Origin of the sequence: Nocardia paucivorans NBRC 100373 (assembly GCF_000308675.1) — a bacterium.
Lineage (GTDB): Bacteria > Actinomycetota > Actinomycetes > Mycobacteriales > Mycobacteriaceae > Nocardia > Nocardia paucivorans.
Genome location: NZ_BAGE01000125.1, coordinates 36,209 through 60,181, shown reverse-complemented (window position 1 = coordinate 60,181; position 23,973 = coordinate 36,209). Strand labels below are relative to the sequence as shown.

Here is a 23,973-nt window from a genome sequence, read left to right as displayed (position 1 = left end):
CGGTGAAGATGCCGGAACTGGGCGAGTCCGTCACCGAGGGCACCGTGACCCGCTGGCTGAAGGCGGTCGGTGACGAGGTCGCGGTCGACGAACCGCTACTCGAGGTCTCCACCGACAAGGTCGACACCGAGATCCCCTCCCCGGTGGCCGGCACCCTGCTGGAGATCACCGCGCAGGAAGACGATGTCGTCGAGGTCGGCGGTCAGCTCGGCGTGATCGGCAGCGGCGCCCCTGCCGCCGCGGCACCGCAGCCCGAGCCCACCCCGGCTCCCGAGCCCGCTCCGGCTCCGAAACCCGCCGCGGCCGCGCCCCAGCCGGCTCCGCAGCCCGCCCCGGCTCCGAAACCTGCTCCGGCTCCGCAGCCCGCCCCGGCTCCCGTGGCCACCAAACCGGCTCCGGCTCCCGCCGGTAACGGCGCCACCCCCTATGTCACCCCGCTGGTGCGCAAACTGGCCGAGGAGAACGGCGTGGATCTGTCCACCGTCACCGGTTCCGGTGTCGGCGGTCGTATCCGCAAGCAGGACGTTCTCGCCGCCGCCGAGGCCAAGAAGAAGGCCACCGCCGCGCCCGCGGCGGCCGCCGCGGCTCCGGCTGCTCCCGCCGCTTCCCGGCCCGCCGTCCCGGCCCCCAGCCCGGCGCTGGCCGCGCTGCGTGGAACCACCCAGAAGGCCAACCGCATCCGGCAGATCACCGCCACCAAGACCCGGGAGTCGCTGCAGACCACCGCGCAGCTCACCCAGGTGCACGAGGCGGACGTGACCAAGATCGCGGCGCTGCGGGCTCGGGCGAAGGCCGATTTCGCCAAGCGCGAGGGCGTGAACCTGACGTTCCTGCCGTTCTTCGCCAAGGCCGTGGTCGAGGCGCTGGGCGTGCATCCGAACGTGAACGCCAGCTACAACGAGGACACCAAGGAGATCACCTACCACGCGGCGGTGCACCTGGGTATCGCCGTCGACACCGAGCAGGGTCTGCTCTCCCCGGTGATCCACAACGCCAGCGATCTGTCGCTGGCCGGACTGGCCCGCGCCATCGCCGATATCGCCCACCGGGCCCGCACCGGCGGCCTCAAGCCGGACGAGCTGGCGGGCGGTACCTTCACCATCACCAATATCGGCAGCCAGGGCGCGCTGTTCGACACCCCGATCCTGGTTCCGCCGCAGGCGGCGATGCTGGGAACCGGCGCGATCGTCAAGCGCCCGGTGGTGGTGACCGACGAGAACGGCAACGAGTCGCTCGGTGTGCGGTCGATGTGCTACCTGCCGCTCACCTACGACCACCGGCTCATCGACGGCGCCGACGCCGGCCGGTTCCTCACCACCATCCGGCACCGGCTGGAAGAGGCCGCGTTCGAGGCCGATCTCGGGCTGTAGGTCGAAATGAAGGTCGTGATCGCCGGATCGTCCGGGCTGATCGGTACGGCGCTCGTCGCGGCTCTGCGCCGCGACGAGCACCACGTCGTCCGGCTGGTCCGGCGTCCGGCGTCGGGGCCGAACGAGCAGACCTGGAACCCGGCACGCGGCGAACTCGACGAACGGGTGCTGCGCGACGCCGACGCCGTGGTGAACCTGTGTGGGGCGGGTATCGGCGATCGCCGCTGGACCGGCTCCTACAAGCAGGAACTGCGCGACAGCCGACTCACCCCCACCGATGTGCTGGCCCAGGCGGTCGCCGCCGCCCGGGTCCCGGTGCTGGTCAATGCCAGCGGCGTGCACGTGTACGGCGGGGCGACCGGCGACCGGGTCGTCGACGAGACCACCCCGCCCGGCACGGGTTTCCTGGCGACCCTGTGCCGCGACTGGGAGGCCGCGACCGGGCCCGCCACCGCGGCCGGTGCCCGGGTGGTGCTGTTGCGCAGCGCGGTCGTGCTGTCCCGGCACGGCGGTATGCTCGCCAAACTGAAACCGCTGTACCTGCTGGGCCTCGGGGCCCGGCTGGGTAACGGCCGCCAGTACTCGCCGTGGATCTCCCTCGAGGACGAGGTCGGCGCCATCTGCTACGCCCTCACCCACGACACGATCGCCGGACCGGTGAACACCGTGGGCCCGGCCCCGGTCACCAATGCCGAGTTCAACCGGGCGCTGGGTCGGGTGCTGAACCGCCCGACCCCGCTGGTCGTCCCGGCGTTCGTGCTGCGCGCGGCGATCGGAGAGTTCGCCGAGGAGGCCATCCTGCACGGCCCTCGGGCCATTCCCGCGGCCCTGGAAGCGGCGGGTTACGAGTTCCGTCACCCCACCATCGGCGCCGCACTGGCCGCGGTCGTCGGCAACGGCCGATGACCGCCGCCGGCGTCATCACCATCCGCGACGCCCGCATGGAGGATCTGCCCGCCATCCTCGTCATCCACAACCGGGCGATCGCGGAGACCACCGCCATCTGGGATACCGAACCGGTGGAGCTCGACGAGCGCCTGGCCTGGTTCCGCAACCGCACCGCGGCCGGCCGGCCGGTCCTCGCCGCCGAGATCGACGGCGAACTGGCCGGTTATGCCACGTACGGTCCGTGGCGCCCCAAGATCGGTTACCGCCACACCGTGGAGGACTCGGTCTACGTCGACGAGCGTTTCCACCGGCGCGGTGTGGCGACGGCCCTGCTCACCGAGTTGATCGCCCGGGCCCGGCGCGCGGGCGACGTGCACGCTGTGATCGCCGCCATCGAATCCGGCAATACCGCCTCCATCGCCCTGCACGAGCGTTTCGGTTTCCGCACCGTCGGCGTGTTGCCGGAGGTGGGCCGCAAGTTCGACCGCTGGATGGACCTGACACTGATGCAGCTCACGATCGAGATGGGCGTAACGTCATGAAGGTGAACAACACGCGCACCGCCACCCGGTCGGCTCGCTACGACACCACACCCGTCGTCGTGCGCGATCTGGGCCTCATCGACTATCAGCAGGCGTGGGACCTCCAACGTTCCCTCGCCGAACAGCGCGCCGCGGACAGCGGCTCCGACCATCTGCTGCTGCTCGAACACCCGTCGGTATACACCGCGGGCCGGCGCACCCAGCCGGAGGACATGCCCGTCGACGGCAGCCCGGTCGTACAGACCGACCGCGGCGGCAAGATCACCTGGCACGGTCCCGGCCAGCTGGTCGGCTATCCGATCATCCGCCTGGCCGAACCCATTGATGTGGTCGATTACGTGCGCCGCCTCGAGCAGGCCCTCATCCAGGTGATCACCGACCTCGGCGTGGAATGCGGCCGGGTGGAAGGCCGCTCCGGGGTCTGGTTGGCCGCCGACGGCCCGCTGCGGCCCGAACGCAAGATCGCCTCCATCGGTATCCGGGTGCAGCGCGGTGTCGCCATGCACGGGATCTCCCTGAACTGCAATCCCGACCTCGACGCGTTCGGCACCATCATTCCGTGCGGTATCCGCGATGTCGGCACCACCACACTGTCGCGTGAGCTCGGCCGTGAGGTCACCGTCGCCGAGGTCCGCCCCCAAGCCGCCGAGGCCATTATCGCCGCCCTCGAGGGTGATCTGCCCGTCACCGCGCACGATATCCCCCGCGCCCCGGCGAACGAGACGAAAGTGGAGCAGGTTTCGTGACTTCCGCCCAGGCCCCCGCCGGCCGCAAACTGCTGCGTATCGAGGCCCGTAATGCCGAGACCCCGATCGAGCGCAAACCGAAATGGATCCGCACCCGCGCCACCATGGGCCCGGAGTACTCCGAACTCAAGGGTCTGGTGAAACGCGAAGGCCTGCACACCGTGTGCGAGGAGGCCGGCTGCCCGAACATCTTCGAATGCTGGGAGGATCGCGAGGCGACATTCCTCATCGGCGGTGAACAGTGCACCCGCCGTTGCGATTTCTGCCAGATCGACACCGGTAAACCGGCCGCCCTCGACCGGGACGAGCCCCGTCGCGTCGCCGAGAGTGTCCAGGCCATGGGGTTGCGTTATTCCACCATCACCGGTGTCGCCCGCGACGATCTCGACGACGGCGGCGCCTGGCTGTACGCCGAAACCGTCCGCGCCATCAAGAAACTCAATCCCAATACCGGCGTCGAACTCCTCATCCCCGATTTCAACGCCGATCCCGACCAGTTGGCGGAGGTGTTCTCCTCCCGCCCCGAGGTGCTCGCCCACAACCTGGAGACGGTGCCTCGAATCTTCCGGCGTATCCGTCCGGCGTTCCGCTACGAGCGCTCCCTGGCGGTTATCACCGCCGCCCGCGAGGCCGGCCTGGTCACCAAGTCCAACCTCATCCTCGGTATGGGCGAAACCCCCGAGGAGGTCACCCAGGCCATGCGTGACCTGCACGAGGCGGGCTGCGACATCCTCACCATCACCCAGTACCTGCGTCCGTCCCCCCGGCATCATCCGGTGGACCGCTGGGTGAAACCGGAAGAGTTCGTCCGGCATTCGAAGGTCGCCGAGGAGATCGGTTTCGCCGGTGTGATGGCGGGACCGCTGGTTCGTTCGTCCTACCGCGCCGGCCGCCTCTACGCCCAGGCGATGGCCCATCACGGGCGCGAGATCCCCGCGGCCATGGCGCATCTCGCCGAAGAGGGCACCGCCGCCCAGGAGGCGAGCGCGGTGCTGTCGCGTTTCGGCAGCTGAACACCGATCGATACCACCGCCCGGGAAACACGACCGTTACCCGGGCGGTTTCCTTTTCCGTATGGTTTACCGAAAACCTTGCCGTTCAGGCTGTTTCGATGATCTAATGCGTCATCCGCGACAGGCAAGACAGTGGCGCCGTGGCTGCTGGACCATGGCCGGTGTTCGCGTATTCGGATACCGCGCGGGCACCGCGCCGGTATCGTGGACCATTGGACCCGAGACCGGAAGTGGGGGCGGTTGTGACGCATATCGAACGCGTCGAAATGCCGGACGGCGCGGTGATCTACGCGCAGATCGAGGAAGCGGAGACAGCGCAGACCGGAGTGGACGTGGGTCTGCGCGACCGGTTTCGGCTCGACAATCTCGGTCCGACGATCAGAAGTGTCGCGACCTCGGTGCATCGGAGTGTCGACGGATTGAAACCGGATCGGATCGCCGTCGAATTCGGACTGGAGCTGGCCCTCGACGCCGGCAAGGTCGTGGCGGTGTTGGCGTCGGGCGGGGCGAAGGCCTCACTGAAGGTCACCCTGAAATGGAATCCGGGCGCCGCGTCCACCGGAGAGTAAGGGGGCCTGGGCCGTGCCGGGGCACGCCGAGATACGGGATCTACTCGAACCCGCCACCGCGGCGGTGAGCCGCGACGAAGCGGACGCCGAACGCATCGGTACCGCGTTTCGAGTGGCCCCCGACTACGCGGTGACGGCGGCCCATGTCGTACCACCGGATCCCCGAGCCCGGGTCCGGCTGGAATTCGGCGAAGGCAGTGCGTGCGGCGCCACGGTCGTGGCCGCGGACCCACCCGACCGGCAGGGTCGGTGGACCTTCGAAGACCTGGCCGTGCTGCGACTCGAACGACCGGACGAGGTCGCGGCGCCGTGTGTGCTCATGGCCGATGCGCTGCCCGACCACGGCGACGAACTGGTCGTCTGCGCGCTGAACGCGGCTTTTCCCCCGCGGGTTCTGGAACTGTACGACCAGTACCGGGTTCGGGAGACCCATTCGCGGCAGAATCCGCCGTTCTTCACCGTCGACGGCAGCCGGGCGGTGGTCAAGGGCATGTCGGGCGGACCGGTGTGGTCGGTGCGGCACGGCGGGGTGATCGGACTGGTCAAGGCGAGCGAGCATATCGGGGCCGCCCAGGGCGGTGCGGTGGCCTGTCTGCTCCCCGGCCTGCGCCGAGTGTGCGATCCGGAGCTGTACGACCGGCTCGTCACCGGGCACGATGCCTATCACCACGAGCGTCAGGCGTGGACCGACCGGCTGGGCGGTTCCGAGGAGGCCGTTATCCGCCGCTGGCTGGTGGAGATCCACGGCCGACTGGCCGGGGCGGCCACCGCGGAGGAGCGCCGTGTCCCCGCCGGTCTGCTCGACACCCTGCTCGACCTCTACGCGCCCGACGACCCCTCCCGGTTCCTCACCCTGCGCGATCTGGCCGAGTTCATGGGAACCGATACCCAGGAACCGAAATGGGGCCTGGCCAAATTCTGTGTGCACACCGCGGCCCATCTGTCCCCCGACTCCCCGCTCGCCACGGGGCTGCGGGAACTACCGGAGGTCCGGGGTATGGTCCCGCGGGCGCGGACCCGGGAATACGCCGCCTTGCTGCGGTCGACCCGTTCGTCGCCGAACGAGGTCACGACCCTGTTCGGCATCATCCTTCCCGAGGAGGGCCCGCGGGTGGACGACCGTTCGTCGCCGCCGTACCGGGTCGAACTGGCCCGCAAAACGGGTGACCGGGAAATCGTCGCCCTCGACGGTGGCCGGCGCTGTGCCGACTACGCCGAGGCCACAGCGGTGCTGAAACGTGAATTGGACCGGGTGCTGCACGATATCTATCGCCGGCGCGACACCGTGGAGATCGTGATCGCGCTCCCCGACGAACATCTGGGCGACGAGCCGCTCTACACCTGGCAGCGTCCGGATGCCCGCCCGTTCGCCAAATTCCTGATGCGGCTGCGACGCAGCTGCACCTGGGAGAAGAGCGGCGAACAGATCGCCGAGCTGGAGGATCGGTGGGAGGTGTTGCAGCGCTGGGGAATCGACGCGGTGGAGTGGTTCGACTGCGCCGATCCGCGCGGCCGTGACCTGCCGGCGCTCCAGGAACTGTTCGTCCCCGAACCCTCGCCCGCCGCGATCGCGGTCACGGAGGTTCCCACGGCCCAGATGCTCACGGCGGCGCATTCGAATTCGGTGCCGGTGACGATCTGGCGTAACGACCGGTGCGCGGTCCACTACGACGCTCCGGCGTCCACCGCGGCAGCGACGCGTTCGGGCGACACCCCGCCGGCGCCCGCGGTGGGTGCTTCCACGGACGATACGGAAAAAGTACCCTGCGCGGGGGCCGTGTTTCGCCGCCGAGTCGAGGAAAGCCTGGCAGGATTGCCGCCGGTCGATTGGTACACCACGGTTTGGAACAACCAACGGGACGCGAGACCGTCCACCGATGAGCGAGACCGGCTCTGGCGCACCACGGTCTTCATCCTCGATATTCCGGGGCAGAGTAAGCGCCGCCCGCACCCGCTCGCCGGCCCGCGAAGTTCATGAGACGGGAGTGCAGATGACAGCGCCGAATTGGCACGTGTTCCGCGGTTCGGGTGAGCCGCGGCCGGACGGCTGGGACGCCGTGCCCCCACCGATGATCGCCCGCACCTTCACCGGATCCCCCGTCCTGGCCTCACCGAAGCCGCAACCGGACCAACCGGCCCAGATGGACCGGAAGCTGGGTCGCGGCGAGATCGGCGCACATCAGTTGCGCCCCGACGATCTCGACATCATCAATGCCGCCCTGTTGTGCCGACGGCCGCTGCTGGTCTCGGGCGCCCCCGGCCTCGGCAAATCGTCGCTGGCCTATCTGATCGCTCGCGAGCTGGGGCTGGGCCCGGTGCTGCACTGGCCGATCACCAGTCGCAGCTCCCTCGGGGAGGGTCTCTATCACTACGACGCGCTGCGCAGATTCGAAGAGGCCCAGCTCCGGGGCAACGCGCAGGCCACCGGGGACGGCCGCGATATGGCCGACTACATCACCCTCGGCCCGCTCGGCACGGCCCTGCTTCCGTATCGGCGGCCGCGCGTGCTGCTGATCGATGAGATCGATAAGGCCGATATCGATCTGCCCAACGATCTGCTGCACGTCTTCGAGAACGGCGAATATCACATCGATGAGCTCCGCCGGGTGCGCGCGCACCTGCCCGAGGTGGAGGTCTTCACCCACGAGGGTCGGGAGCGGGTGCCGATCCGGGACGGGTTCGTGCAGTGCAACGCGTTCCCGGTGATCATCATGACCAGTAACGGCGAGCGCGAGTTCCCGCCCGCGTTTCTGCGCCGGTGCCTGCAACTGCGTCTGGGCAAACCCGATCGACCGCAGCTGGAACGGGTGGTGGCCGCACATCTGGGAAGTGCGGTGGTGGACGAATACGGCGATATCATCGATGATTTCATTCGTCGACGCAGTGAACTGGGAGCGTTGCCGACCGACCGTTTGCTCATCGCCCTACACGTCCTGACCCAGGCCGAGGGCGTGGACCGACGGCAATTGGCCGAGCGGCTGCTGCAACCGACGGATGCCGGAGGCTGAGATGGCGACCTTGTCCGACCTTCTCGACGCACTGCGCGGCATCGACGTGGACGGTGGCGTCGTCGCGGAAGCCCTCTGGCTGGCCCGGCATATCGACGACCGGGCGGAGACGGCCCCGGCCCCGGAACCTCCACCGGCCGAGCCCGATCCCCGCGCCGCGCCCGTCCACTCGTCCGGTGGGCAGAGCCGACCGTTGATACCGCGCGAACCACCGCCCGTCGCGCGACGCGGTACGGCGCAGGAGTGGCGGTACCGTCCCGAGGTCGATATTCCGGCCCCGTCACCGCTCGATTCCGCCGGACGTCTGCTCGGCGAACTGCGTCCGCTGTCCCGCCGAATCCCCGACCCGCGGCAACGTGAATTCGACGAGACGGCGACGGTGGAGCGGGCCGCCCGCACCTCGATCGCGTGGCCGGTCACCCGCGCGGTGCCGGTGCGGCAGCGGGAAGCGGCGGTGGTTTTCGATCGGCACGCGTCGATGGCGGCGTGGAGCGGGTTGGTCGACGCGGTGCGCGCGCTCATGGACACGGTCGGCTTCCGCCGGGTGACGGTGTGGTATCTCGACGCGGACGACGCCGGTGAGCCGCGGTTGGCGACCCGCCCCCACGATGCGGCGAACCGCCCGTTGTCGGCGTTGAACGACCCCACCGGCCGCCGGGTGATCATGGTTTTCACCGCCTGCCTGGGCGATGCCTGGGTGCGCGGTACCGCGGCGGCCGCGCTGGAACGACTGGCGGCACGGACCCCGGTCGCGATCGTGCAGACCCTGCCGAACCATCTGTGGCGGCGAACCGGCCTGGAATGGGGGCAGGGACGGATAACCTCCGTGATCCCGGATCGCCCCTCGCCGTTGCGTGTGCTCACCCCCGCCGACGATGCCCTCACCCCTGTCCCGGTTATCGAGTTGACCCCCGACTGGGTCGGGCCGTGGGCGCAGTTGTTGGCGGGTGAACGCCTTACTGTCGGTTATCCGCTGCTGCGCCGACCGGCTCCGGACCGGATCGAACGCGCCCGCTCCCTGGCCGAACTCCAGGAGGCGGAGCTGGGGGTGGGGGCCACCGAGCAGGTGCGGCGTTTCCGGGCGGCGTCCTCGCCGGAGGCGTTCCGGCTGGCCGCCGCGCTGGCCCAGGTTCCGCTGGTGCTGCCGATCATGCGACTGGTGCAGCAGGCGGTGCTGCCGGGCAGCAGCCGCAGTGTGCTCGCCGAGGTGCTGGCCGGCGGCCTGATCGAGGACGCCACCACCGGTTCGGCGCCGCCGTACACCGTGCCCGAGGACAGCCGGATGTTCACCTTCCGGCCGGGGGTGGCCGATGTGCTGCGGCGCGCTCTGCCGCGCAGCCAGGCCACCGAGGTGCTGTCGTCGGTATCCCGATTCATCACCCAGCGCTACGACGTACCGGGCTCGGTATTCCGTGCCACCGTCTCGCAGTCGACCGAGGGCCAGACCCCATTCGCGTACCTGTCGCCCGAGACCCTGCGCCGGATCGCGCCGAACTTCCCCACCCCGCCCGATGAACCGCCGACCTCCGACGAGGAGCAGCGGTACGCCGATGCCCTCGGCGCGGTGGCGGCCGCGCTGCGGCACGGCGATGGGGAGGCGGTATCGGCGGCGGCGCAGGAGGCGCTGCGAACCCTGCCGATCGGGCACCCGCGACGAGCGGAGTTGGTGCTGCGGGTGACGGGCACGCTGCGGCGGCAGTGGGAACGCACCGGCGAGCTGCGCTGCCTCGACGAGGCGATCGCCATGGCCAAGACGGTGCTGGCCGAACTCGGCGAGGACGACACGGTACCGACGTTGACGGAGCTGAGCCGGCTGTTGTTGCTGCGCTACGAGGCCGCCGGCGGACCCGATTTCCTGAGCGACGCGGGCCGGGTCCTGCGCACCGCGCTCGACACCGTGGAACCGAACGCCACGACGCGGACGGAACTGACCGAGCAACTCGGGGACGTTCTGGTCCGACGCTGCGAGGACACCGGCGACCCGCTGCACGGTTGGGAGGCGGTGGACCGATATCTGGAGGCGGGTGAGGAAGCGCCGGACGACGATCCCGAGCGGTCCCTTCGCCTGATGCTCAAGGTGGTCCGCGCCTATCTCGATATCGCGGCGGTGTCGGCCTACCCGCAGCAGGATGTGGAGCAACGCATCGTCGAACAGTTCCGTTATGCGACAACCGCTCTCGCGGAGCCGGGGAACGAGACGGTCGCGGCCCTGCGCGCCGTGGCCGAACGGGCGGCGTACGCCGTGCGTTCCGATGCGCTGCCGCCGGTGACCGCGAGCCGATTGGCGGAGATCCTCGCGGCGGTTCCCGGCGTGGAGGACGACCCGACCCTGGCCCGCGCCCACCGCCTCCTCGCCGACGCGGGGACCGACCACGGTTCGCCGTGATGGCATCGGACAGCACGCTACGCCGGTGGGGGGTTCTCGGCGCCGCCCTACTGTCGGCGGGTGTGGCGGCCGGACTCGGCGCCGTGGCTCTGCGGGCCGCCCTCGATCTCACCACCGAGGTTCTGCTGGGTTCGATTCTGCGGCTCGAACCGATCGCGTCCGGCCTGTGGTATGCCCCCGCCGAAGCGCTACCCGACCGCCGAGCACTGCTGCTGCCGCTGCTGGTGGCGGGAGGCATGATGGTGACCGTGGCGATCTCACGGTCGGCCGGCCCGCCGGTGAACGGCACCGACGGGGTCATTCACGCGGTCAATACCCGTGAGCTGTCCGGTCTCACCGCCCGCGGCGCCCTCGTCAAACTGGCCGGCACCGCGGTGACCCTGGGCGCCGGCGGTTCGGGTGGCACCGAGGGACCGGTGGTACAGGTGGGCGCCTCCTTGGGGGCCGCGCTCACCCGCCGGTTCGGATTGTCCGCCGCGGACGCGAGTCTCGTGGTCGTCGCCGCCATGGGGGCGGGGGTGGGCGCGTTGTTCGAAGCACCCCTGGGTGGCGTGATATTGGCCGGGGAACTGTTGCGCCGCCGCGGTATCGGCTGGACGGCATCGGCGGCCGCGCTGCCGACCGCACCGGTCGCGTTCGGCGTCTACGTCGCCGTGTACGGCTACCACCCCATGTTCGGCAGTACCGGTTTCGGTTCCCCGTGGAATCCGCTCACCACCGGTCTGCTCGTGGCGGTGGGGGTGGGCTGCGCATTGGTGGCGCGCCTGTATGTCCGGATCTTCCACCGTCTCGGCGTTCTGCTCGCACCGGCGCGGAAACGGCCGTGGCTCACCGCCGCCGTGTCCGGTGCCGTTATCGGGGCCGTCGGTATCGCGGTGCCGATGACGCTCGGAACCGGTTACGGCGTGGTGTCCCTGGGTATTTCCCCGACCTCGGCCGCGGCGCTGCCGTTGTGGCTGTTGGCGGTGTTGCCGTTCGTCAAGATCGTGTCCACCGCTGTCACCCTGCATACCGGCGGAGTGGGTGGAATGTTCGGTCCCGCCATGGTCATCGGCGCGTCGGCGGGCACGTTCGGTTGGCGGCTCGCAACGGATTTCGGCGTGGACGCCGGCCCCGTCGCGGTTTTCACCCTCACCGGGCTTGCGGCCTGCCTCGGCGCGTCGGTGCGCGCGCCACTGGCCGCGATCGTGCTCGCCGTCGAGGTGGCCGGATATCCGATACCCCCGATCGGCATGGTCGCGGCGGTGTTGCTCGCCGCCTTCGTCACTCGTGACATCACCCTGTTCCCCAGTCAGATGGTGTCCGCGCATCCGCGTGTTCCCCCACGCCCGACTGTTTCGGTTATGTTGAAAACAGCTGCCGCGTGGTCGAACCGAACGGTTGGCGGACCCCGGCCGGTTCGTCGCGACCGGCTCGGCCCGCCCAGGGAGGGGTGCTCGATGGAAACCGAAACCGCCTGCGGTATGCCGGATCTGACCGATGTGCCGCTCGAGGAGCTGCGCGACAACCATCACCCCGATGTGCTCGACGCGTTTCGCACCGCGCTGCGTCGCCGCGCCGCGGCCGGGATCATCCTGGCAGGTTTCAACGGGGGCGGGGGCGCGTGATCGGCATATCGAAAACAGCTGCGGCACCGCGTGATGTCCTGACCGTATCCGATGCCGAACTCGACGCCCTGGCGCGGCTGACGGACACCCCCGCCACCCTGCCGCTGTTGCAGCGCGCCCGAACCAGCCGCAATATGGCCTTCCTCGCCGCGCTGCTGCGCAACGGTTCTCCCGACTCCACGCGCGATTCCCGAAACCACCGCGCCACACCGCTATCGGCCCTGCTGCGTGGCCGTTCCGACACATCGGCCCGGATGGTTCCGCCGGGGTACGAGGTTCTGGTGCGGGTCCAGCGCCGCCGCCCGGATGTGGTGCGCGATATCCTGCACCACCACCGTTTCGGCGCGTGGGTGGCGGTATGCGCGGCCGAAACCGCCACGGAATCGCCGGACGGCGATCCGAACGCGCTCTCGGCGCATCTGGCGTCGTTCGCGGCCGTGGCCGCCCTCCGGACCGGTATCGAGTTCGATCTGGAACTTCCACAGATCGGTGACACGGTGGTGCTGCCCGGACTGGGCTGCTGGACCGGCCCTGTCGCCGAACGGATTTCGGTGCGCTATCACGGTGCCGAGCCGCCACAACCGACCGGATATCACTGGACGCCGCTACGTCGGTTGACCGCCGCGTCCCCGATCGGTACGGCCGAGGTCGAATTCGACGACCTACCCCCCACACCTTCGGCCTGGCCGGAGGCCCCCGATGGTCGACTTCCCCACGACGACACCGAATTCCATCGCTGGCAGCAGCTGTTCGCGGCGGCGGTGCCGCTGCTGGCCGATGCCGTGCCCGAACTCGCCGCGCCGCTGGTCCAGGGCATGCGCGCTCTGCTGCCGCGCGGCCGGGAACCGGGCGGGTTCCTCACCTCCACCCTGGTGGATTCGTTCGGCGCCGCCGCCATGATTCGCCCGGACGATCCGGTGACGCTGGCCACCGGTTTGTTGCACGAGTTCCAGCATTCGAAACTGGCCGTGCTGATGGAACTTCTACCGCTCATCACCGAGAACGGCCCGGCCGATATGCCGTCTCCGTGGCGGCGCGAACCCCGGACCGCCGGCGCCGTTCTACACGGCGCATACGCGCATCTGGCCGTGGCCCGGTTCCTGCGGCGAGTGGCCGACACCCCGGACGGTGTTTCGATCCCCGACGCGGCTGCGGTGGAGCAGGATGTGCGTATCGGATGTGAGACTCTGCTCGACTCGGATCGGCTGACCCCGAGTGGTCGCCGATTCGTGACGGTGATGCGGCATGCCGCCGCGGCCGAGGACACCGGCACAACGGCCGGATCGACAGTGTGATGGGAGTGGCGAACGTGGTGCCGATGTCCGCGCAACCGGCTCCGCCCGGTTCGATCGTCGTCGCGTACACCTCCGCGGACACGGTGTGGGCATTGTGGTTACAGCAGCTCGGCACCGAATCCGGCCTCGAGTTCCGACTACACCGGATCGAGGCGGGCGCCGGCCTCCCCACCCGACCCGAGTTCGGCACGCTCATCCTCGTGATCAGCGACGATTTCGTGCGCGATATCGATTTCTCCCCGGACGACTGGGCGGGTTACGCCGCCGACCCGCGCGGCCTGCTCGCGGTGATCGTCGCGTCCGCCGAGGTACCCCCGGCCACCCACGCCATCCCGGCCGCCGATCTGCGGCTGCTACCCGACGAGAAGCAGGCCCGAGCCCGGATCCGACGCGCCCTCGGCCGCACCGACCCGACCGTGCCGCGGGCGACCCTCGGGCAGGCGGGCCACATGCGGGTGCGGTATCCGAACCAGCAGATGTTCGTCGACTACCGGTCGACGAGCGTGCCGCAACACCAGCCGAATTGGTTCTACGGCCGGGAGCGGGAACTCGAGGCGCTGCGGGACCGGCTGGACATCTCCGGTGCGGTGGTGTTGACCGGTGAACCCGGCTGCGGCAAAACCTCCATCGCCGCCGCCTACATCCACCGTTTCCGCTCCCAATACGACATCATCGCCTGGATATCGGGCGATAACGATGCCATGATGCGCACCGAACTGGGCCGCCTGGCACAACCTTTGGGTCTGCCCGACTCGTTGCCGCGCGCCACCCGGCACCGTGATGTGGTGGCCGCGCTGCGCGCCACCACACGTCGCTATCTGCTCGTCTACGACAATGTGGTCCCCGACCATCACCGGTCGGTCCCGGAGGGGATGCTGCTGCCGAGTCGTCCGGCGTTGCTGTCGGAGATCGCTCCCTGGGACGGTTCCGGCCATATCCTGCTGACCTCGAAGACCACCGACTGGGATTTTCCGCATGCGATTCCGGTGCCGCTGTTCACCGCGGCCGAGGGCAGCGATTTCCTGCGCCGGCACAGCGATATCGACGAGGACCTGGCCCGACGGTTCAGCCTCGCGGTCGACGGCAGCCCCGTCCTGCTCAGCGCACTGGCCCGCCGGGGTTCCCGCGGTACCCCGCTGGACGAAGCGCTGTTGGAGCAGGTTCGAGCCGAACCGTTCGCCTCGCTGCGGGACGAGTCCTACAAGCGGGCCGCGTCGATCGTGGGCGATTCGCTGCGTCCGTTCGTCGACGAGCCGATCGGCTCGGACGGGTGGGCCGCCGGTCGGTTGCTGCGCCTGCTGACCGCTTTCGCCCCCGATCAGCCGGTCTCCTTGGAGCTGTTGACCTCCCAACTGGCCGATACCGACCGCCCCGCGGCGACCCGGCTGCCGGCTCCGCTGGCCGAGGCACTGGCCAACGACCACCGCCGCAAGAACATCGTCGACCTGGTCACCCGCGATTCGGTGGCACAGGTGTGCGCCGATCCGCTCGTCGAAAACGGCACGGCGCTGAAGGTCCATCTGGTGCCCTGGCACGGTATCCACGACTTCCTGCCCCGGGACGTCTCCGAGGCGAACCGACACATCGCGCATCGGCTGCTCTGCGACGCCGACCCGAACGACACCGATCTACCGGCGATGTGGAACCGCTACCTGTGGCTGTGGCAGCAGGTGGAACACACCGACGCGCTGAACTGCCCCCGGGTGTCGGATCCGGACGACCCGTGCGCGCATCTGCCGGAACTGGTCCGTCACCTCATCAAATCGCTGCGGGTACAGGGTGAGTTGACCGCCGCCGCGAGCCTGGGACAGCGGGCGGCGCGGCTGTGGTCGCAGCGACTGGGCGACACCCATATCGGTGTGGTGCGCATACGCATCGTGACCGGCAATGTGCTGTGGCAGCGGGGGGAATGGGAACGCGCCCACGAGGCCGCCGCGGCGGCCCTGTCCGGTGTCGCGGACCGTCGCGACAGCGATCCGGAGGAATACGTCTGGGCGGCCGACCTGCTCGCCGCGTGTATGCGCATGGCCGGCGACTGGACCGGCTCGGTCGCCATCAGCGAACGATCGCACGGGTGGGCGCGCGAATGCCTGGGCGAGGCTTCCCTCGAAACCGTGCGCGCCGCCCACAATCTGGCGGTGGCCTACCGGGTCATGGGCCGATTCACCGAGGCCATGACCCTCGACGCCACCAATTACCAGCGTTTCCAGAACGATCCGGCGCTGTCCGTCGACCCCATTCTGCGGTTGCACTGCGTGAACAATGTGGCCCGCAATCACCGGGAACTCGGCAATTACGAGGTGTCGGTGGCCCTGCAGGAACGGGTGCTGGCCGATTTCAGCGATATGTTCGACAGCCCGCTCCAACAGAACGTCCTGCGGGCACGAAAGAATCTGGCGGTCTCCTACCGCAAGGCCGGCCGTTACGACGAGGCGCTACGGCTGCAATACGAAAGCCTCCTCGACCACGAGAAGGTGTACGGTCTCGACCATCCGGAAACCGTGGCCGCGCGCACGAACACGGCCAACGATTATCGGGTGACCGGCGATACGGAACGAGCCCTCGAATTCGCCGCCGAAGCGCACCGCCGATACGCCAACCACCACCCCACCCACCCGTATACGGCCGCATGCGCGGTCAACTACGCGGCGGCGCTGCGACTCGCCGACCGATACGAGGATGCCCTGTCCCTCGACCGGGAGGCCGTCGAAATCCTCACCGACCGCCTCGGCGAGAACCATCCGTACACCCTCACCGCCCACACCGGTGTCGCCTCGGACCTGGCCGGATCGGGTCGGGTGGCCGAAGCGGCGGAGCTCGGCGCCCAGGTGCTGTCCCGCAACCGTCGGGTTCGCGGCGCGGACCACCCCTACACCCTGCAGAGCGCGATCAACCTCGGTCTCGACCTGCGGGCACTGGGCCGAATCGAGGAGGCCGACGCCCTCGAGCAGGACGCCCTCGACCGGTACGCCGAAACCCTCGGCACCGGACATCCCGACTATCGAGCCGCGAAGGAGCGTATTCGCGGCGTTTGCGATATCGAGCCACCGCCCATGTGATTCCCGCGGTCGTCCCGACAACGGCACACGCTCCGGTCGGCGGTGAAACGCCCATCATGTCGCACAGCGCATGACCGAGACGTCCTCGGTCGGATGGCGGGCACGACCGTGCCGGAGGTTCACACCGATGTGGTCTCTCGATCGGCACCGCTACGGTGTCTCGCTCGGCCGAGACGCCATCGGGATTCGCCGATCGATGACGTCACGATTCACCGACGCAGCCATCGGCTACTGTGCACTGGCCGCCGGACGGACGATGATTTCGTTCACGTCCACTTCCGCCGGTTGACCGATCGCGAAAGCGATGGCGTCGGCGATGGCGGAGGCCGGAATCGCCACGGATCGGTAGGCTTTCATTTCCTCGCGGGCTGTTGGATCCGAGATGGATTCCGCCAGTTCGGATTCCGTGACTCCGGGCGATATCGTCGTCACCCGGATATCGCCCGTCGATTCCTGCCGCAGCCCCTCCGAGATCGCCCGGACGGCGAACTTCGTGGCGCAGTAGACCGCCGCGGTCGGAACCACCTCGTAGGCACCGACCGAAGCGATATTGACGAAATGTCCACTCCCCTGGGCTCGCATGATCGGCAGCGCGGCGGCGATTCCGTGGAGGACGCCGCGGACATTGACGTCGAGCATGCGGTTCCACTCGTCGACCTTCAATGCCTCGAGCGGCGACAAGGGCATGACACCCGCATTGTTGACCACCACATCGATGTGCCCGAAACGCTCGCGTGCAGTGGCGGTGAAGGCTCGAACGTCGTCGAGGTCGGTGACATCGACGCGGTGGAAGTCCGCCTCTCCATCCGAGGCGGTGATCTCCTCGGCCAAACGCCGGAGGCGGTCGGTGCGGCGCGCGCCGAAGAACACCCGGTGTCCCTCGGCGGCCAACTTCCGGGCGGTGGCTTCGCCGATACCGCTGCTCGCCCCGGTGATCAGCACTGTTTTGGTCCGGGTCATGATGCTCGGTCCTCTCGGTACAGGACGAGGTGCTCGTGGTGGAGCACGCCGTCGCGGATATCTCCGGTGGCGGTGAAGCCGAGGTCGTCGACATGGTCGGGGTGTTTTCCCGTCACCGTGCAACTGCCGGTGTGGGCGCTGCGGCGCGCGTCCCTGGCCTCGTCGTAGCGACCGTCCGCGCGTAATTCCTGTCGGATGTACCCGTCACCGGTCACCCACACACCGACGACATCCGCTGTGCCCACGGTTGTCCTCGGCCGATCGGTATCGCTTTCCTCGTGTGAATGCACGATCCGAGTCTGTCCGGCTCCCGGCCGGGCGAACAGGACGCGTCCCACCTGGGTGCCGCACACCCAGGCAGCGGAAAACGGTGGTGACGCCAGGGTCGGGTGGATGTATCGCACCCCTACGGGCCCGGGTCCGGAACTACGCTCGATGTATGCCGTCGTCCAATGAGCTCGGACAGTTCCTCCGGTCGCGTCGCGCGCAGGTCTCGCCCGAGAACGCCGGGGTCCGGACCTACGGCGTTCGCAAAGTGGCGGGGTTGCGACGTGAGGAGGTCGCGTTCCTCGCCGGGCTCAGCGCCGACTACTACACGCGTTTGGAGCAGGGCCGCGAACGCAACCCGTCGGTCCAGGTGATCGATGCCCTCTCCCGTGTGCTCGGGCTCGACGCCGACCAGGAGATGCACCTGTACCGGTTGGCCCGGCTGGTGCCGACGGCACGGGGAGGCGGTGGCCAGGGGTCGGTGAGCCCGGTGCTTCTGCAACTGATGAACACTTTCGCCTCGACGCCGGCGTTCGTGCTGAATCGGACGCTGGACATCCTGGCCACCAACCGTCTGGCCGCGGCCCTGTTCTCCCCCTTCACCGACGCGGACAATCTCGTGCACATGGTGTTCACCGATCCCGCGGGCCCGGAATTCTTCACCGATTGGGACCGCGCGGCCCGGTCCACGGTCGCGTCCCTGCGCCTGGCGGTGGGACATGCCCCCGATGCCGCCCGGGTAACCCGGTTGGTGGACGAGGTCTCGGCGGCGAACCCGACTTTCCACCGGTACTGGGAACAAGGTCATGTGCGCGGTAAGACGGTGGAGACCAAAAAGCTCACCCACCCCGACGTGGGCCCGCTCGACCTGACCTTCCAGACGTTCGATGTGCGGGACAAACCGGGACAGCAACTGGTGATCTATCAGGCCGAACCCGGATCAGCCGGTGACCACGCCCTGAAACTCCTCGGGTCGCCGGCCGCGACGAAATACCGCGACCGTGAGAACACCGACCTCGCCCTCCCCGATCACGGCTGACATAGCGACCTGACCTTCCGCACCGGTATCCCACCGCGACTCACCTGCGGCGAAGGCCCACTCGTCCCCTCGAGAACCACCGACACGGTTGGGCGGCGACACCGGTGGCGAACTCCTGGATGTATCCGCGCTGTCGCCGGATTTCCCACCACTTCATATCCGGGGCCGCGGGGCCGACCCGGACGTTCACCCCTCTTCCTTTTACTCCCCGCTCATCCCGGTAATGGTGTTGACTATCCGGCATGTTGGACTCGAACGCCCCTGCATCTCAGCCATTACCACCTCGGCCGCAAGGGACTTCTGCGCCCACTCGGACCGGACAGACAGGCCATGTCCTGTTGTCGGTCGCGATCATGGTCGCCGGTATCGGCGGAGGGCTGCTCGCGTGGCATCCGTGGGACAAGGGACCCGCACCGGAACCGCCCAAGGATCCGCACCACATCACCATCCAGCGGGTCGGTGAGCAACGGGACCCGACCGGCAGTTCCAGCGAGAACCGGCCGGTGTATTGCATGACCAACGAGGTCGGCGGTCTGTACTGCCTGGTGATGCCCAGCCGCTATGCCGGTATCCAGGAAGAACGCCGCTGACCCCTGGCGGCCGCCTTCGAAGGGGATGTGGGATCGCAAAAGCCCTTTGCACGTGAATCCGCTTCGTTCGGCGGCCCGCCGGGAAGCCGGTTTGTCCGGGCCACAGGTCGGCTCCGGTCGCGCGAGAGCGAGGTGGTCGAATTCTCGACCACCTCTTCCTCTGCCCCGGCCCGGCTCGACAGATGCCCTTCGGTAAAAGGCAACTCGGGCATATAACTCGGGCATATAACTCGGACATATACGAAAACCATCGGCACGGCCGACCGGTCCGATCGGCGCGAAACGACGCCCTCTCCGATCCTGCCAAGACAGCAGGAAGGGCCGCCACGGTTCGGGGGCGGCCTGTGGAATACATCTCGTAGTCGGGCTCGACTTCCTGCTCCAGCCCGATTCGGGCCTGGATGAGCTCCGGCGACTTCGCCGGTCCATCTGCCGGTACCGCGCGACGCGGGAGTCATCGACCACTTTCGACCGTTCGAGTATCCGACGCCGGAGGGCGCCGCGTCGGGTTCGCCGCAGGCCTCGGCGTAGCGGGCGGTGCGGGTATCCACGATCGACTCGACCGATGCGGCATCGGCCGGCGAGTCACCGCTGTCCCCACCCGGAAACCCGCGCGGCCGAGGTCACATTTATTTAGTAGTTAGTAACTAGTAACTTACGGTCATGGCCGAACGGATGAGCAGAACGGAACGCCGCGCCCAGGTGCTGGCCATCGCGGCGGGTGAGTTCGCAGAACACGGGTTACACGGGGCATCGACCGAGGCGATCGCGCAGGCGGCGGGGATCACACAGGCCTACATCTTCCGGATGTTCGGGACGAAAAAGGCGCTGTTCTTGGAGCTGGTTCGTGCGGCGTTCGAGCGGGTCGGCGACGGAATGCGAGAGGCCGGCGACGGCAAGACCGGATTGGACGCCCTCTCGGCGATGGGCGCGCAGTACTTCGACCTGCTCGCCGATCGGACCGGACTGCTACTGCAGCTACAAGGTTTCGCCGCATGCGGCGATCCGGAAGTGCGGGACGTGGTGCGCGAATGTTTCGCACGCCTGTGGCACACCACCGAGGACGGCACCGGACTCGAACCGGTGACGGTGAAAACGTTCCTCGCCTTCGGGATGCTGCTGAACGCGGGCGCGGCGATGGATATCGAGCAGGTCGACGCGGCATGGGCCGAAGGCGTCCGCACCCGGATCCGACCCGGCCTGTTCGCGCACATCACCGCTGAGGAAAACCGATGAACATCCGCACCGAAGGCCGCGGCGAAACCCCCGACCAGAGCGATGGGCGACTGAGCGTCTCGCTTGTCTGCACCGCATTGGCGGGAGCGGTGGTCGGCAGTGTCGGCGCACCTCTCATCACCTCGGTCGCCACCGGAATGCACGTGTCCCTGGATGCGGCGCAGTGGACCCTGACGGTGACCCTGTTCACCGGTGCGATCGCGGGGCCGGTCCTGGGCCGCCTCGGCAGCGGTCCGTACCGCCGCGTCACCATCCTCGCCACCCTGGCCCTGGTCACGCTGGGAGGCCTGCTGACAGTGCTCCCGCTCCCGTTCGCGGTATTGCTGATCGGACGCGGACTACAGGGGCCGGCCGTCGCGGTCGGAGCGCTGTTGATGAGCGTGGCCCGCACCCATCTGCCGTCGGAACGCGCGACCTCGACGATCGCGGCATTATCGGTCGCCTCGACCGTCGGCATCGGGGTCGGTTATCCGGCTGTCGGCCTTCTCGACCAGCTCGCGGGTCTGCGCGCCGCATACGCACTCGGTTTCCTGCTGTCCGCCGCCGCACTCCTCATCGCCTGGCGGACACTGCCCGCCGAGGAACCCGGCGAGCCACCCCGCCTCGATGTGACCGGCGCACTACTGCTGACCCTCGGCACCCTCGGGACCCTCCTCGTTATCGCGCAACCCTCGCTATGGAGCACCACCTGGCTGGTCGGCGGTATCCTCGCCGGCTCTGCCGCGGTCCTGACCCTGTGGGCGTTCATCGAACTACGGACCACAGCGCCGCTGGTGAATCTGCGGTTGCTCGGCCGAGCGCCCGTACTCCGGGCCAACGCGGCGATACTCGTCACCGGAGCAGGTTTGTATCTGCTGTTCAGTCTGTTCACCCGCTACGTGCAGACACCCGGCGACGCCCACTACGGTTTCGCCCTGTCCGGTGTGGCCGCGGGCGCGGCCCTGATCCCGTTCTCCCTGCTCGGATTCCTTGCCGGAAAAGCGGTTCCACGTCTCACCGCACGTATCACCGAACGGTGGACCTATGCGTTGTCGGTTGTGATCGCCGCCGCCGGCTCCTTGCTGTTCGCCGTCGGCAGCCGGTCACTCCTGGCCGTCCTCGCCGCGATCGCTCTCCTCGGTTTCGCCGTCGGAGGTGTGTTCGCGGTGATGCCCAAGCTCGTTCTCGTCGGCGTTCCGCACGAGGAAACAGCCAGTGTGCTCTCGATCAATCAAATCGGTCGCAGCATCGGAATGAGCATCGGCAGCGCACTCGCCGGCTTCTTCCTCGCCGCCGCCACACCGAACGGCGCAATGCTGCCCACCGAAAACGGTTACATCGGCACCGCGCTGTGGGCACTACCCCCACTCACCGCCGGCGCGCTCATCGTCGCCACACACCGAACCCCTCGTCCACCGGTCCACGCAACGAAGGGAACTATGGCGTAGGGCACATAGTGATGGACATAGGGAACCGATACCGCACTGCGTACAGCAGAATGATTGAAAATCAATCGTTTTGGTCATCATGATTGCGGGGCATTCCTGCCGTCGGGCCAACGACAGAAGGAAACGAAATGCGCTGGAGCAAGGTCGTCGGCTCGGTGTTGATTGCGGCAAGTGTCGTGTCCGGTTCGGCGGGCGTGGCGTCCGCCGAGGGAAACGAGCCCGCAGCGCCGACTCATGCCACCACGGTGCCCGGGAGTGAAATATCGTCCCTCTTCGGCTGCTCGGAGGTCGCCGGTTACACCGTCTTCGGTCATGTGGAAGTGATGCAGGAGGGTATTTCGGAGGTCCTGATGAACCAGGCCATCCGCTGGGGTGAGGAATCCATGGGGGAGGACCCCGGAACGACGCGCTACGAGGACACGGATGTGTGGGTGGTTCTGAACAGGGACTGCGAGGTGGTGGCAGCGGGTTGGACCTGATCCACCCGCATCGGTCCGTCGGCGAACAGAAGCCTTTCGAGCATGCATGCGACCTACGACCCCGAGGCCGACGCCGCCTATATCGCGGTGAAGCACCCCATCGGCGCGGGCGAAGCGGTCCGACAGCAAAGCGTACCGATCGATAACGCCGAAATCGTCCTCGATTTCGACAAGGACAATCGGTTGCTCGGGGTGGAGATCCTCGGGGCCGGTGGTGTACTGCCCGCACAGGCTCTGGAAGCGGCGCAACATCCGCAATGACGGGCGGATAGCGGCCGGTGCCTACGCGCCGAGTGGTCCCGCTATCCGTCGGATGGTGGGTCCGTTCGGCGCAGCGCCACCGACACAAGAGCGCCGATTACTCCTGATACGGTTGTCGCTGTCGGTCCGAGAAACCGCATCAGCACGGTTATCGTCAGGAGAGCCACGAACGCTCCGACCAGGTCCGCGCCGGTGAAGCGACGGCGTTTTCCCGAGTCGGCGGAACGAGGCCCGGGGTTCGGATAGTTGTCTGTGCTCATTGCCTTTCGCCGGTATTTCCGCAATGGGCGTCCGGTCGCGGACCTGGGTCTCAGGACAGCACCGGTACGGTTCAGGCTCCCACGGACGACAGCAGCATGGGTAGCGCGTTCTGCATCTGCACCTGCCAGGTCGTCCAGTTGTGCCCCTGATCGGGCACATACCGTTCGTCCACTTGCGCGCCCAACTGTTGGAGTCGGTCGACGAAACGGTAGTTCTGCTCGTAGACGGCGCTTTCCACCGCATCGCCCTTGCCGTAGGACACGAACAGTGGTTTGCCGGTGAGGTCGGCGGCCCGACTGTAGGGGTTGTTCTCCTCCCAGATGGCGCGCTGGTCCGGAATCGTGTAATCGCCCCAGACGCGTTTCCAGTCGGCGCCGCAGCCCTGGCCCGGTTTATCGGGTTCGCTCCGCGCTCCGGAGGCCTCGAGCGGGTCGACGTTTCCGCTGAAGGAGGCCGCGGATTCGAATCGGGTGGGGTATTCGGCGGCGAATTTCATCGCGCCGAGACCGCCCATCGAGTTACCGGCGATGGCGCGGGTGGTGCCCGCCCGGTAGCTCGTTTCGAGGATGGTGCGCACATCGTCGAGCAGGTATTTCTCCCAGGCCGGCGCACCCCAGGAGCCGTAGTTCCACCAGTCGGAGTAGGCGCTGCACCAGCTGGTTTCGGGAAGGACGAAAATGGCGTTGCGACCTGCGGTCAGAGCCTCCAGATTGCCTTTGTCGGTCCAGGATTTGTGGTCGTCGAGACCGCCGTGCAGCACCCGGATGGTGGGCCAGGTGCGGTCGGCGTCCTTGGACCATCCGGGTGGTAGCAGCAGGCGGACGACCTTGACCGACCACTCCGGTCCTTCCAGGTTGGGTGAGGAGATCCCGATATCGAGAATGCGGTCGCTCACGCGCGTTTCCCACCGCACGATACCCGCCGCCTGCGCGGGCAACCGTGGCACGAATGTCATTGCAACACCGAGCAG

At 68.2% G+C, this 23,973-nt stretch carries 21 protein-coding genes; 18 read left to right on the top strand and 3 right to left on the bottom strand.

The features are described 5' to 3' along the window. The 12 genes from sucB to fxsT all read left to right on the top strand — a co-directional run. Window positions 1-1,370, top strand: a 1,370-nt coding sequence (gene sucB / locus ON32_RS25280; protein WP_040793525.1) for a 2-oxoglutarate dehydrogenase, E2 component, dihydrolipoamide succinyltransferase, incomplete at its 5' end; no start/stop codon positions are given. A gap of 6 nt (window positions 1,371-1,376) precedes the next feature. Continuing rightward, on the top strand, window positions 1,377-2,276 hold the full coding sequence (locus ON32_RS25275; protein ID WP_040793524.1) for a TIGR01777 family oxidoreductase: 900 nt from the start codon (window positions 1,377-1,379) through the stop codon (window positions 2,274-2,276). Continuing rightward, window positions 2,273-2,800, top strand: a complete 528-nt coding sequence (locus tag ON32_RS25270; protein WP_174361667.1) for a GNAT family N-acetyltransferase — start codon at window positions 2,273-2,275, stop codon at window positions 2,798-2,800. Before ON32_RS25275 ends, ON32_RS25270 begins: the two co-directional genes overlap by 4 nt. After that, window positions 2,797-3,546: a lipoyl(octanoyl) transferase LipB gene (gene lipB, locus ON32_RS25265; protein WP_051133670.1), complete on the top strand. Its 750-nt coding sequence runs from the start codon at window positions 2,797-2,799 to the stop codon at window positions 3,544-3,546. The genes ON32_RS25270 and lipB overlap by 4 nt, the downstream gene beginning before the upstream one ends. Further along, on the top strand, window positions 3,543-4,559 hold the full coding sequence (lipA, locus tag ON32_RS25260) for a lipoyl synthase (protein ID WP_040793523.1): 1,017 nt from the start codon (window positions 3,543-3,545) through the stop codon (window positions 4,557-4,559). The genes lipB and lipA overlap by 4 nt, the downstream gene beginning before the upstream one ends. 140 nt (window positions 4,560-4,699) lie before the next feature. Next, entirely contained in the window at window positions 4,700-5,128 is a 429-nt protein-coding gene (locus ON32_RS25255; protein WP_157224365.1) for a CU044_2847 family protein, read from the top strand. 13 nt (window positions 5,129-5,141) lie between these two features. Further along, window positions 5,142-7,106 (top strand): trypsin-like peptidase domain-containing protein, encoded by a 1,965-nt coding sequence (locus ON32_RS25250; protein WP_040793522.1) that lies wholly within the window; start codon window positions 5,142-5,144, stop codon window positions 7,104-7,106. A 13-nt stretch (window positions 7,107-7,119) separates the two neighbouring features. Continuing rightward, window positions 7,120-8,136 (top strand): AAA family ATPase, encoded by a 1,017-nt coding sequence (locus ON32_RS25245; protein WP_040793521.1) that lies wholly within the window; start codon window positions 7,120-7,122, stop codon window positions 8,134-8,136. Between the two features lies 1 nt (window position 8,137). Beyond that, the gene (locus ON32_RS25240) at window positions 8,138-10,522 is read left to right on the top strand and encodes an SAV_2336 N-terminal domain-related protein (RefSeq protein WP_040793520.1); all 2,385 of its coding nucleotides are present in this window, start codon (window positions 8,138-8,140) and stop codon (window positions 10,520-10,522) included. After that, window positions 10,522-12,129 carry a chloride channel protein gene (locus ON32_RS25235; protein WP_040793519.1) on the top strand — a complete coding sequence of 536 codons (1,608 nt, stop codon included), beginning with the start codon at window positions 10,522-10,524 and terminating at the stop codon, window positions 12,127-12,129. Before ON32_RS25240 ends, ON32_RS25235 begins: the two co-directional genes overlap by 1 nt. Continuing rightward, window positions 12,126-13,424 (top strand): aKG-HExxH-type peptide beta-hydroxylase, encoded by a 1,299-nt coding sequence (locus tag ON32_RS25230; RefSeq protein WP_040793518.1) that lies wholly within the window; start codon window positions 12,126-12,128, stop codon window positions 13,422-13,424. The genes ON32_RS25235 and ON32_RS25230 overlap by 4 nt, the downstream gene beginning before the upstream one ends. A 23-nt stretch (window positions 13,425-13,447) precedes the next feature. Next, window positions 13,448-16,483: an FxSxx-COOH system tetratricopeptide repeat protein gene (gene fxsT, locus ON32_RS25225; RefSeq protein ID WP_157224364.1), complete on the top strand. Its 3,036-nt coding sequence runs from the start codon at window positions 13,448-13,450 to the stop codon at window positions 16,481-16,483. 228 nt (window positions 16,484-16,711) lie between these two features. On the opposite strand, the gene ON32_RS25220 is transcribed toward fxsT, so the two are convergent. Beyond that, window positions 16,712-17,443: an SDR family oxidoreductase gene (locus ON32_RS25220; RefSeq protein ID WP_040793516.1), complete on the bottom strand. Its 732-nt coding sequence runs from the start codon at window positions 17,441-17,443 to the stop codon at window positions 16,712-16,714. Continuing rightward, window positions 17,440-17,733: an Atu4866 domain-containing protein gene (locus tag ON32_RS25215; RefSeq protein WP_051133672.1), complete on the bottom strand. Its 294-nt coding sequence runs from the start codon at window positions 17,731-17,733 to the stop codon at window positions 17,440-17,442. Before ON32_RS25215 ends, ON32_RS25220 begins: the two co-directional genes overlap by 4 nt. 149 nt (window positions 17,734-17,882) lie before the next feature. Here ON32_RS25215 and ON32_RS25210 point away from each other — a divergent pair, with 149 nt between their 5' ends. The 6 genes from ON32_RS25210 to ON32_RS25185 all read left to right on the top strand — a co-directional run bounded on the left by ON32_RS25210 (window position 17,883) and on the right by ON32_RS25185 (window position 22,742). Continuing rightward, entirely contained in the window at window positions 17,883-18,749 is an 867-nt protein-coding gene (locus tag ON32_RS25210; RefSeq protein WP_040793515.1) for a helix-turn-helix domain-containing protein, read from the top strand. Between the two features lie 338 nt (window positions 18,750-19,087). Continuing rightward, a complete protein-coding gene (locus ON32_RS25205) occupies window positions 19,088-19,339 on the top strand; it encodes a hypothetical protein (RefSeq protein ID WP_217998114.1) in 252 nt (83 codons plus the stop codon). A gap of 663 nt (window positions 19,340-20,002) precedes the next feature. After that, window positions 20,003-20,575, top strand: a complete 573-nt coding sequence (locus tag ON32_RS25200; protein WP_245551286.1) for a TetR/AcrR family transcriptional regulator — start codon at window positions 20,003-20,005, stop codon at window positions 20,573-20,575. Beyond that, window positions 20,572-22,002, top strand: a complete 1,431-nt coding sequence (locus ON32_RS25195; RefSeq protein WP_040793513.1) for an MFS transporter — start codon at window positions 20,572-20,574, stop codon at window positions 22,000-22,002. The genes ON32_RS25200 and ON32_RS25195 overlap by 4 nt, the downstream gene beginning before the upstream one ends. A gap of 128 nt (window positions 22,003-22,130) precedes the next feature. Then, window positions 22,131-22,481, top strand: coding sequence for a hypothetical protein (locus ON32_RS25190; RefSeq protein ID WP_040793512.1), 351 nt, complete (start codon window positions 22,131-22,133; stop codon window positions 22,479-22,481). A 42-nt stretch (window positions 22,482-22,523) separates the two neighbouring features. Continuing rightward, the gene (locus ON32_RS25185) at window positions 22,524-22,742 is read left to right on the top strand and encodes a DUF2283 domain-containing protein (protein ID WP_040793511.1); all 219 of its coding nucleotides are present in this window, start codon (window positions 22,524-22,526) and stop codon (window positions 22,740-22,742) included. A 331-nt stretch (window positions 22,743-23,073) separates the two neighbouring features. On the opposite strand, the gene ON32_RS25180 is transcribed toward ON32_RS25185, so the two are convergent. Further along, complete coding sequence (locus tag ON32_RS25180) at window positions 23,074-23,958, bottom strand: alpha/beta hydrolase (protein WP_085995268.1); 885 nt, start codon at window positions 23,956-23,958, stop codon at window positions 23,074-23,076. Window positions 23,959-23,973 lie beyond the last annotated feature (15 nt).

Coding starts and splice junctions, on each gene's coding strand:
- ON32_RS25275 (WP_040793524.1), top strand. CDS start 1,377: ATGAAGGTCGTGATCGCCGGATCGTCCGGGCTGATCGGTACGGCGCTC.
- ON32_RS25270 (WP_174361667.1), top strand. CDS start 2,273: ATGACCGCCGCCGGCGTCATCACCATCCGCGACGCCCGCATGGAGGAT.
- lipB (WP_051133670.1), top strand. CDS start 2,797: ATGAAGGTGAACAACACGCGCACCGCCACCCGGTCGGCTCGCTACGAC.
- ON32_RS25245 (WP_040793521.1), top strand. CDS start 7,120: ATGACAGCGCCGAATTGGCACGTGTTCCGCGGTTCGGGTGAGCCGCGG.
- ON32_RS25240 (WP_040793520.1), top strand. CDS start 8,138: ATGGCGACCTTGTCCGACCTTCTCGACGCACTGCGCGGCATCGACGTG.
- ON32_RS25235 (WP_040793519.1), top strand. CDS start 10,522: ATGGCATCGGACAGCACGCTACGCCGGTGGGGGGTTCTCGGCGCCGCC.
- fxsT (WP_157224364.1), top strand. CDS start 13,448: ATGTCCGCGCAACCGGCTCCGCCCGGTTCGATCGTCGTCGCGTACACC.
- ON32_RS25220 (WP_040793516.1), bottom strand. CDS start 17,443: ATGACCCGGACCAAAACAGTGCTGATCACCGGGGCGAGCAGCGGTATC.
- ON32_RS25210 (WP_040793515.1), top strand. CDS start 17,883: ATGCCGTCGTCCAATGAGCTCGGACAGTTCCTCCGGTCGCGTCGCGCG.
- ON32_RS25200 (WP_245551286.1), top strand. CDS start 20,003: ATGGCCGAACGGATGAGCAGAACGGAACGCCGCGCCCAGGTGCTGGCC.
- ON32_RS25195 (WP_040793513.1), top strand. CDS start 20,572: ATGAACATCCGCACCGAAGGCCGCGGCGAAACCCCCGACCAGAGCGAT.
- ON32_RS25190 (WP_040793512.1), top strand. CDS start 22,131: ATGCGCTGGAGCAAGGTCGTCGGCTCGGTGTTGATTGCGGCAAGTGTC.
- ON32_RS25185 (WP_040793511.1), top strand. CDS start 22,524: ATGCATGCGACCTACGACCCCGAGGCCGACGCCGCCTATATCGCGGTG.
- ON32_RS25180 (WP_085995268.1), bottom strand. CDS start 23,958: ATGACATTCGTGCCACGGTTGCCCGCGCAGGCGGCGGGTATCGTGCGG.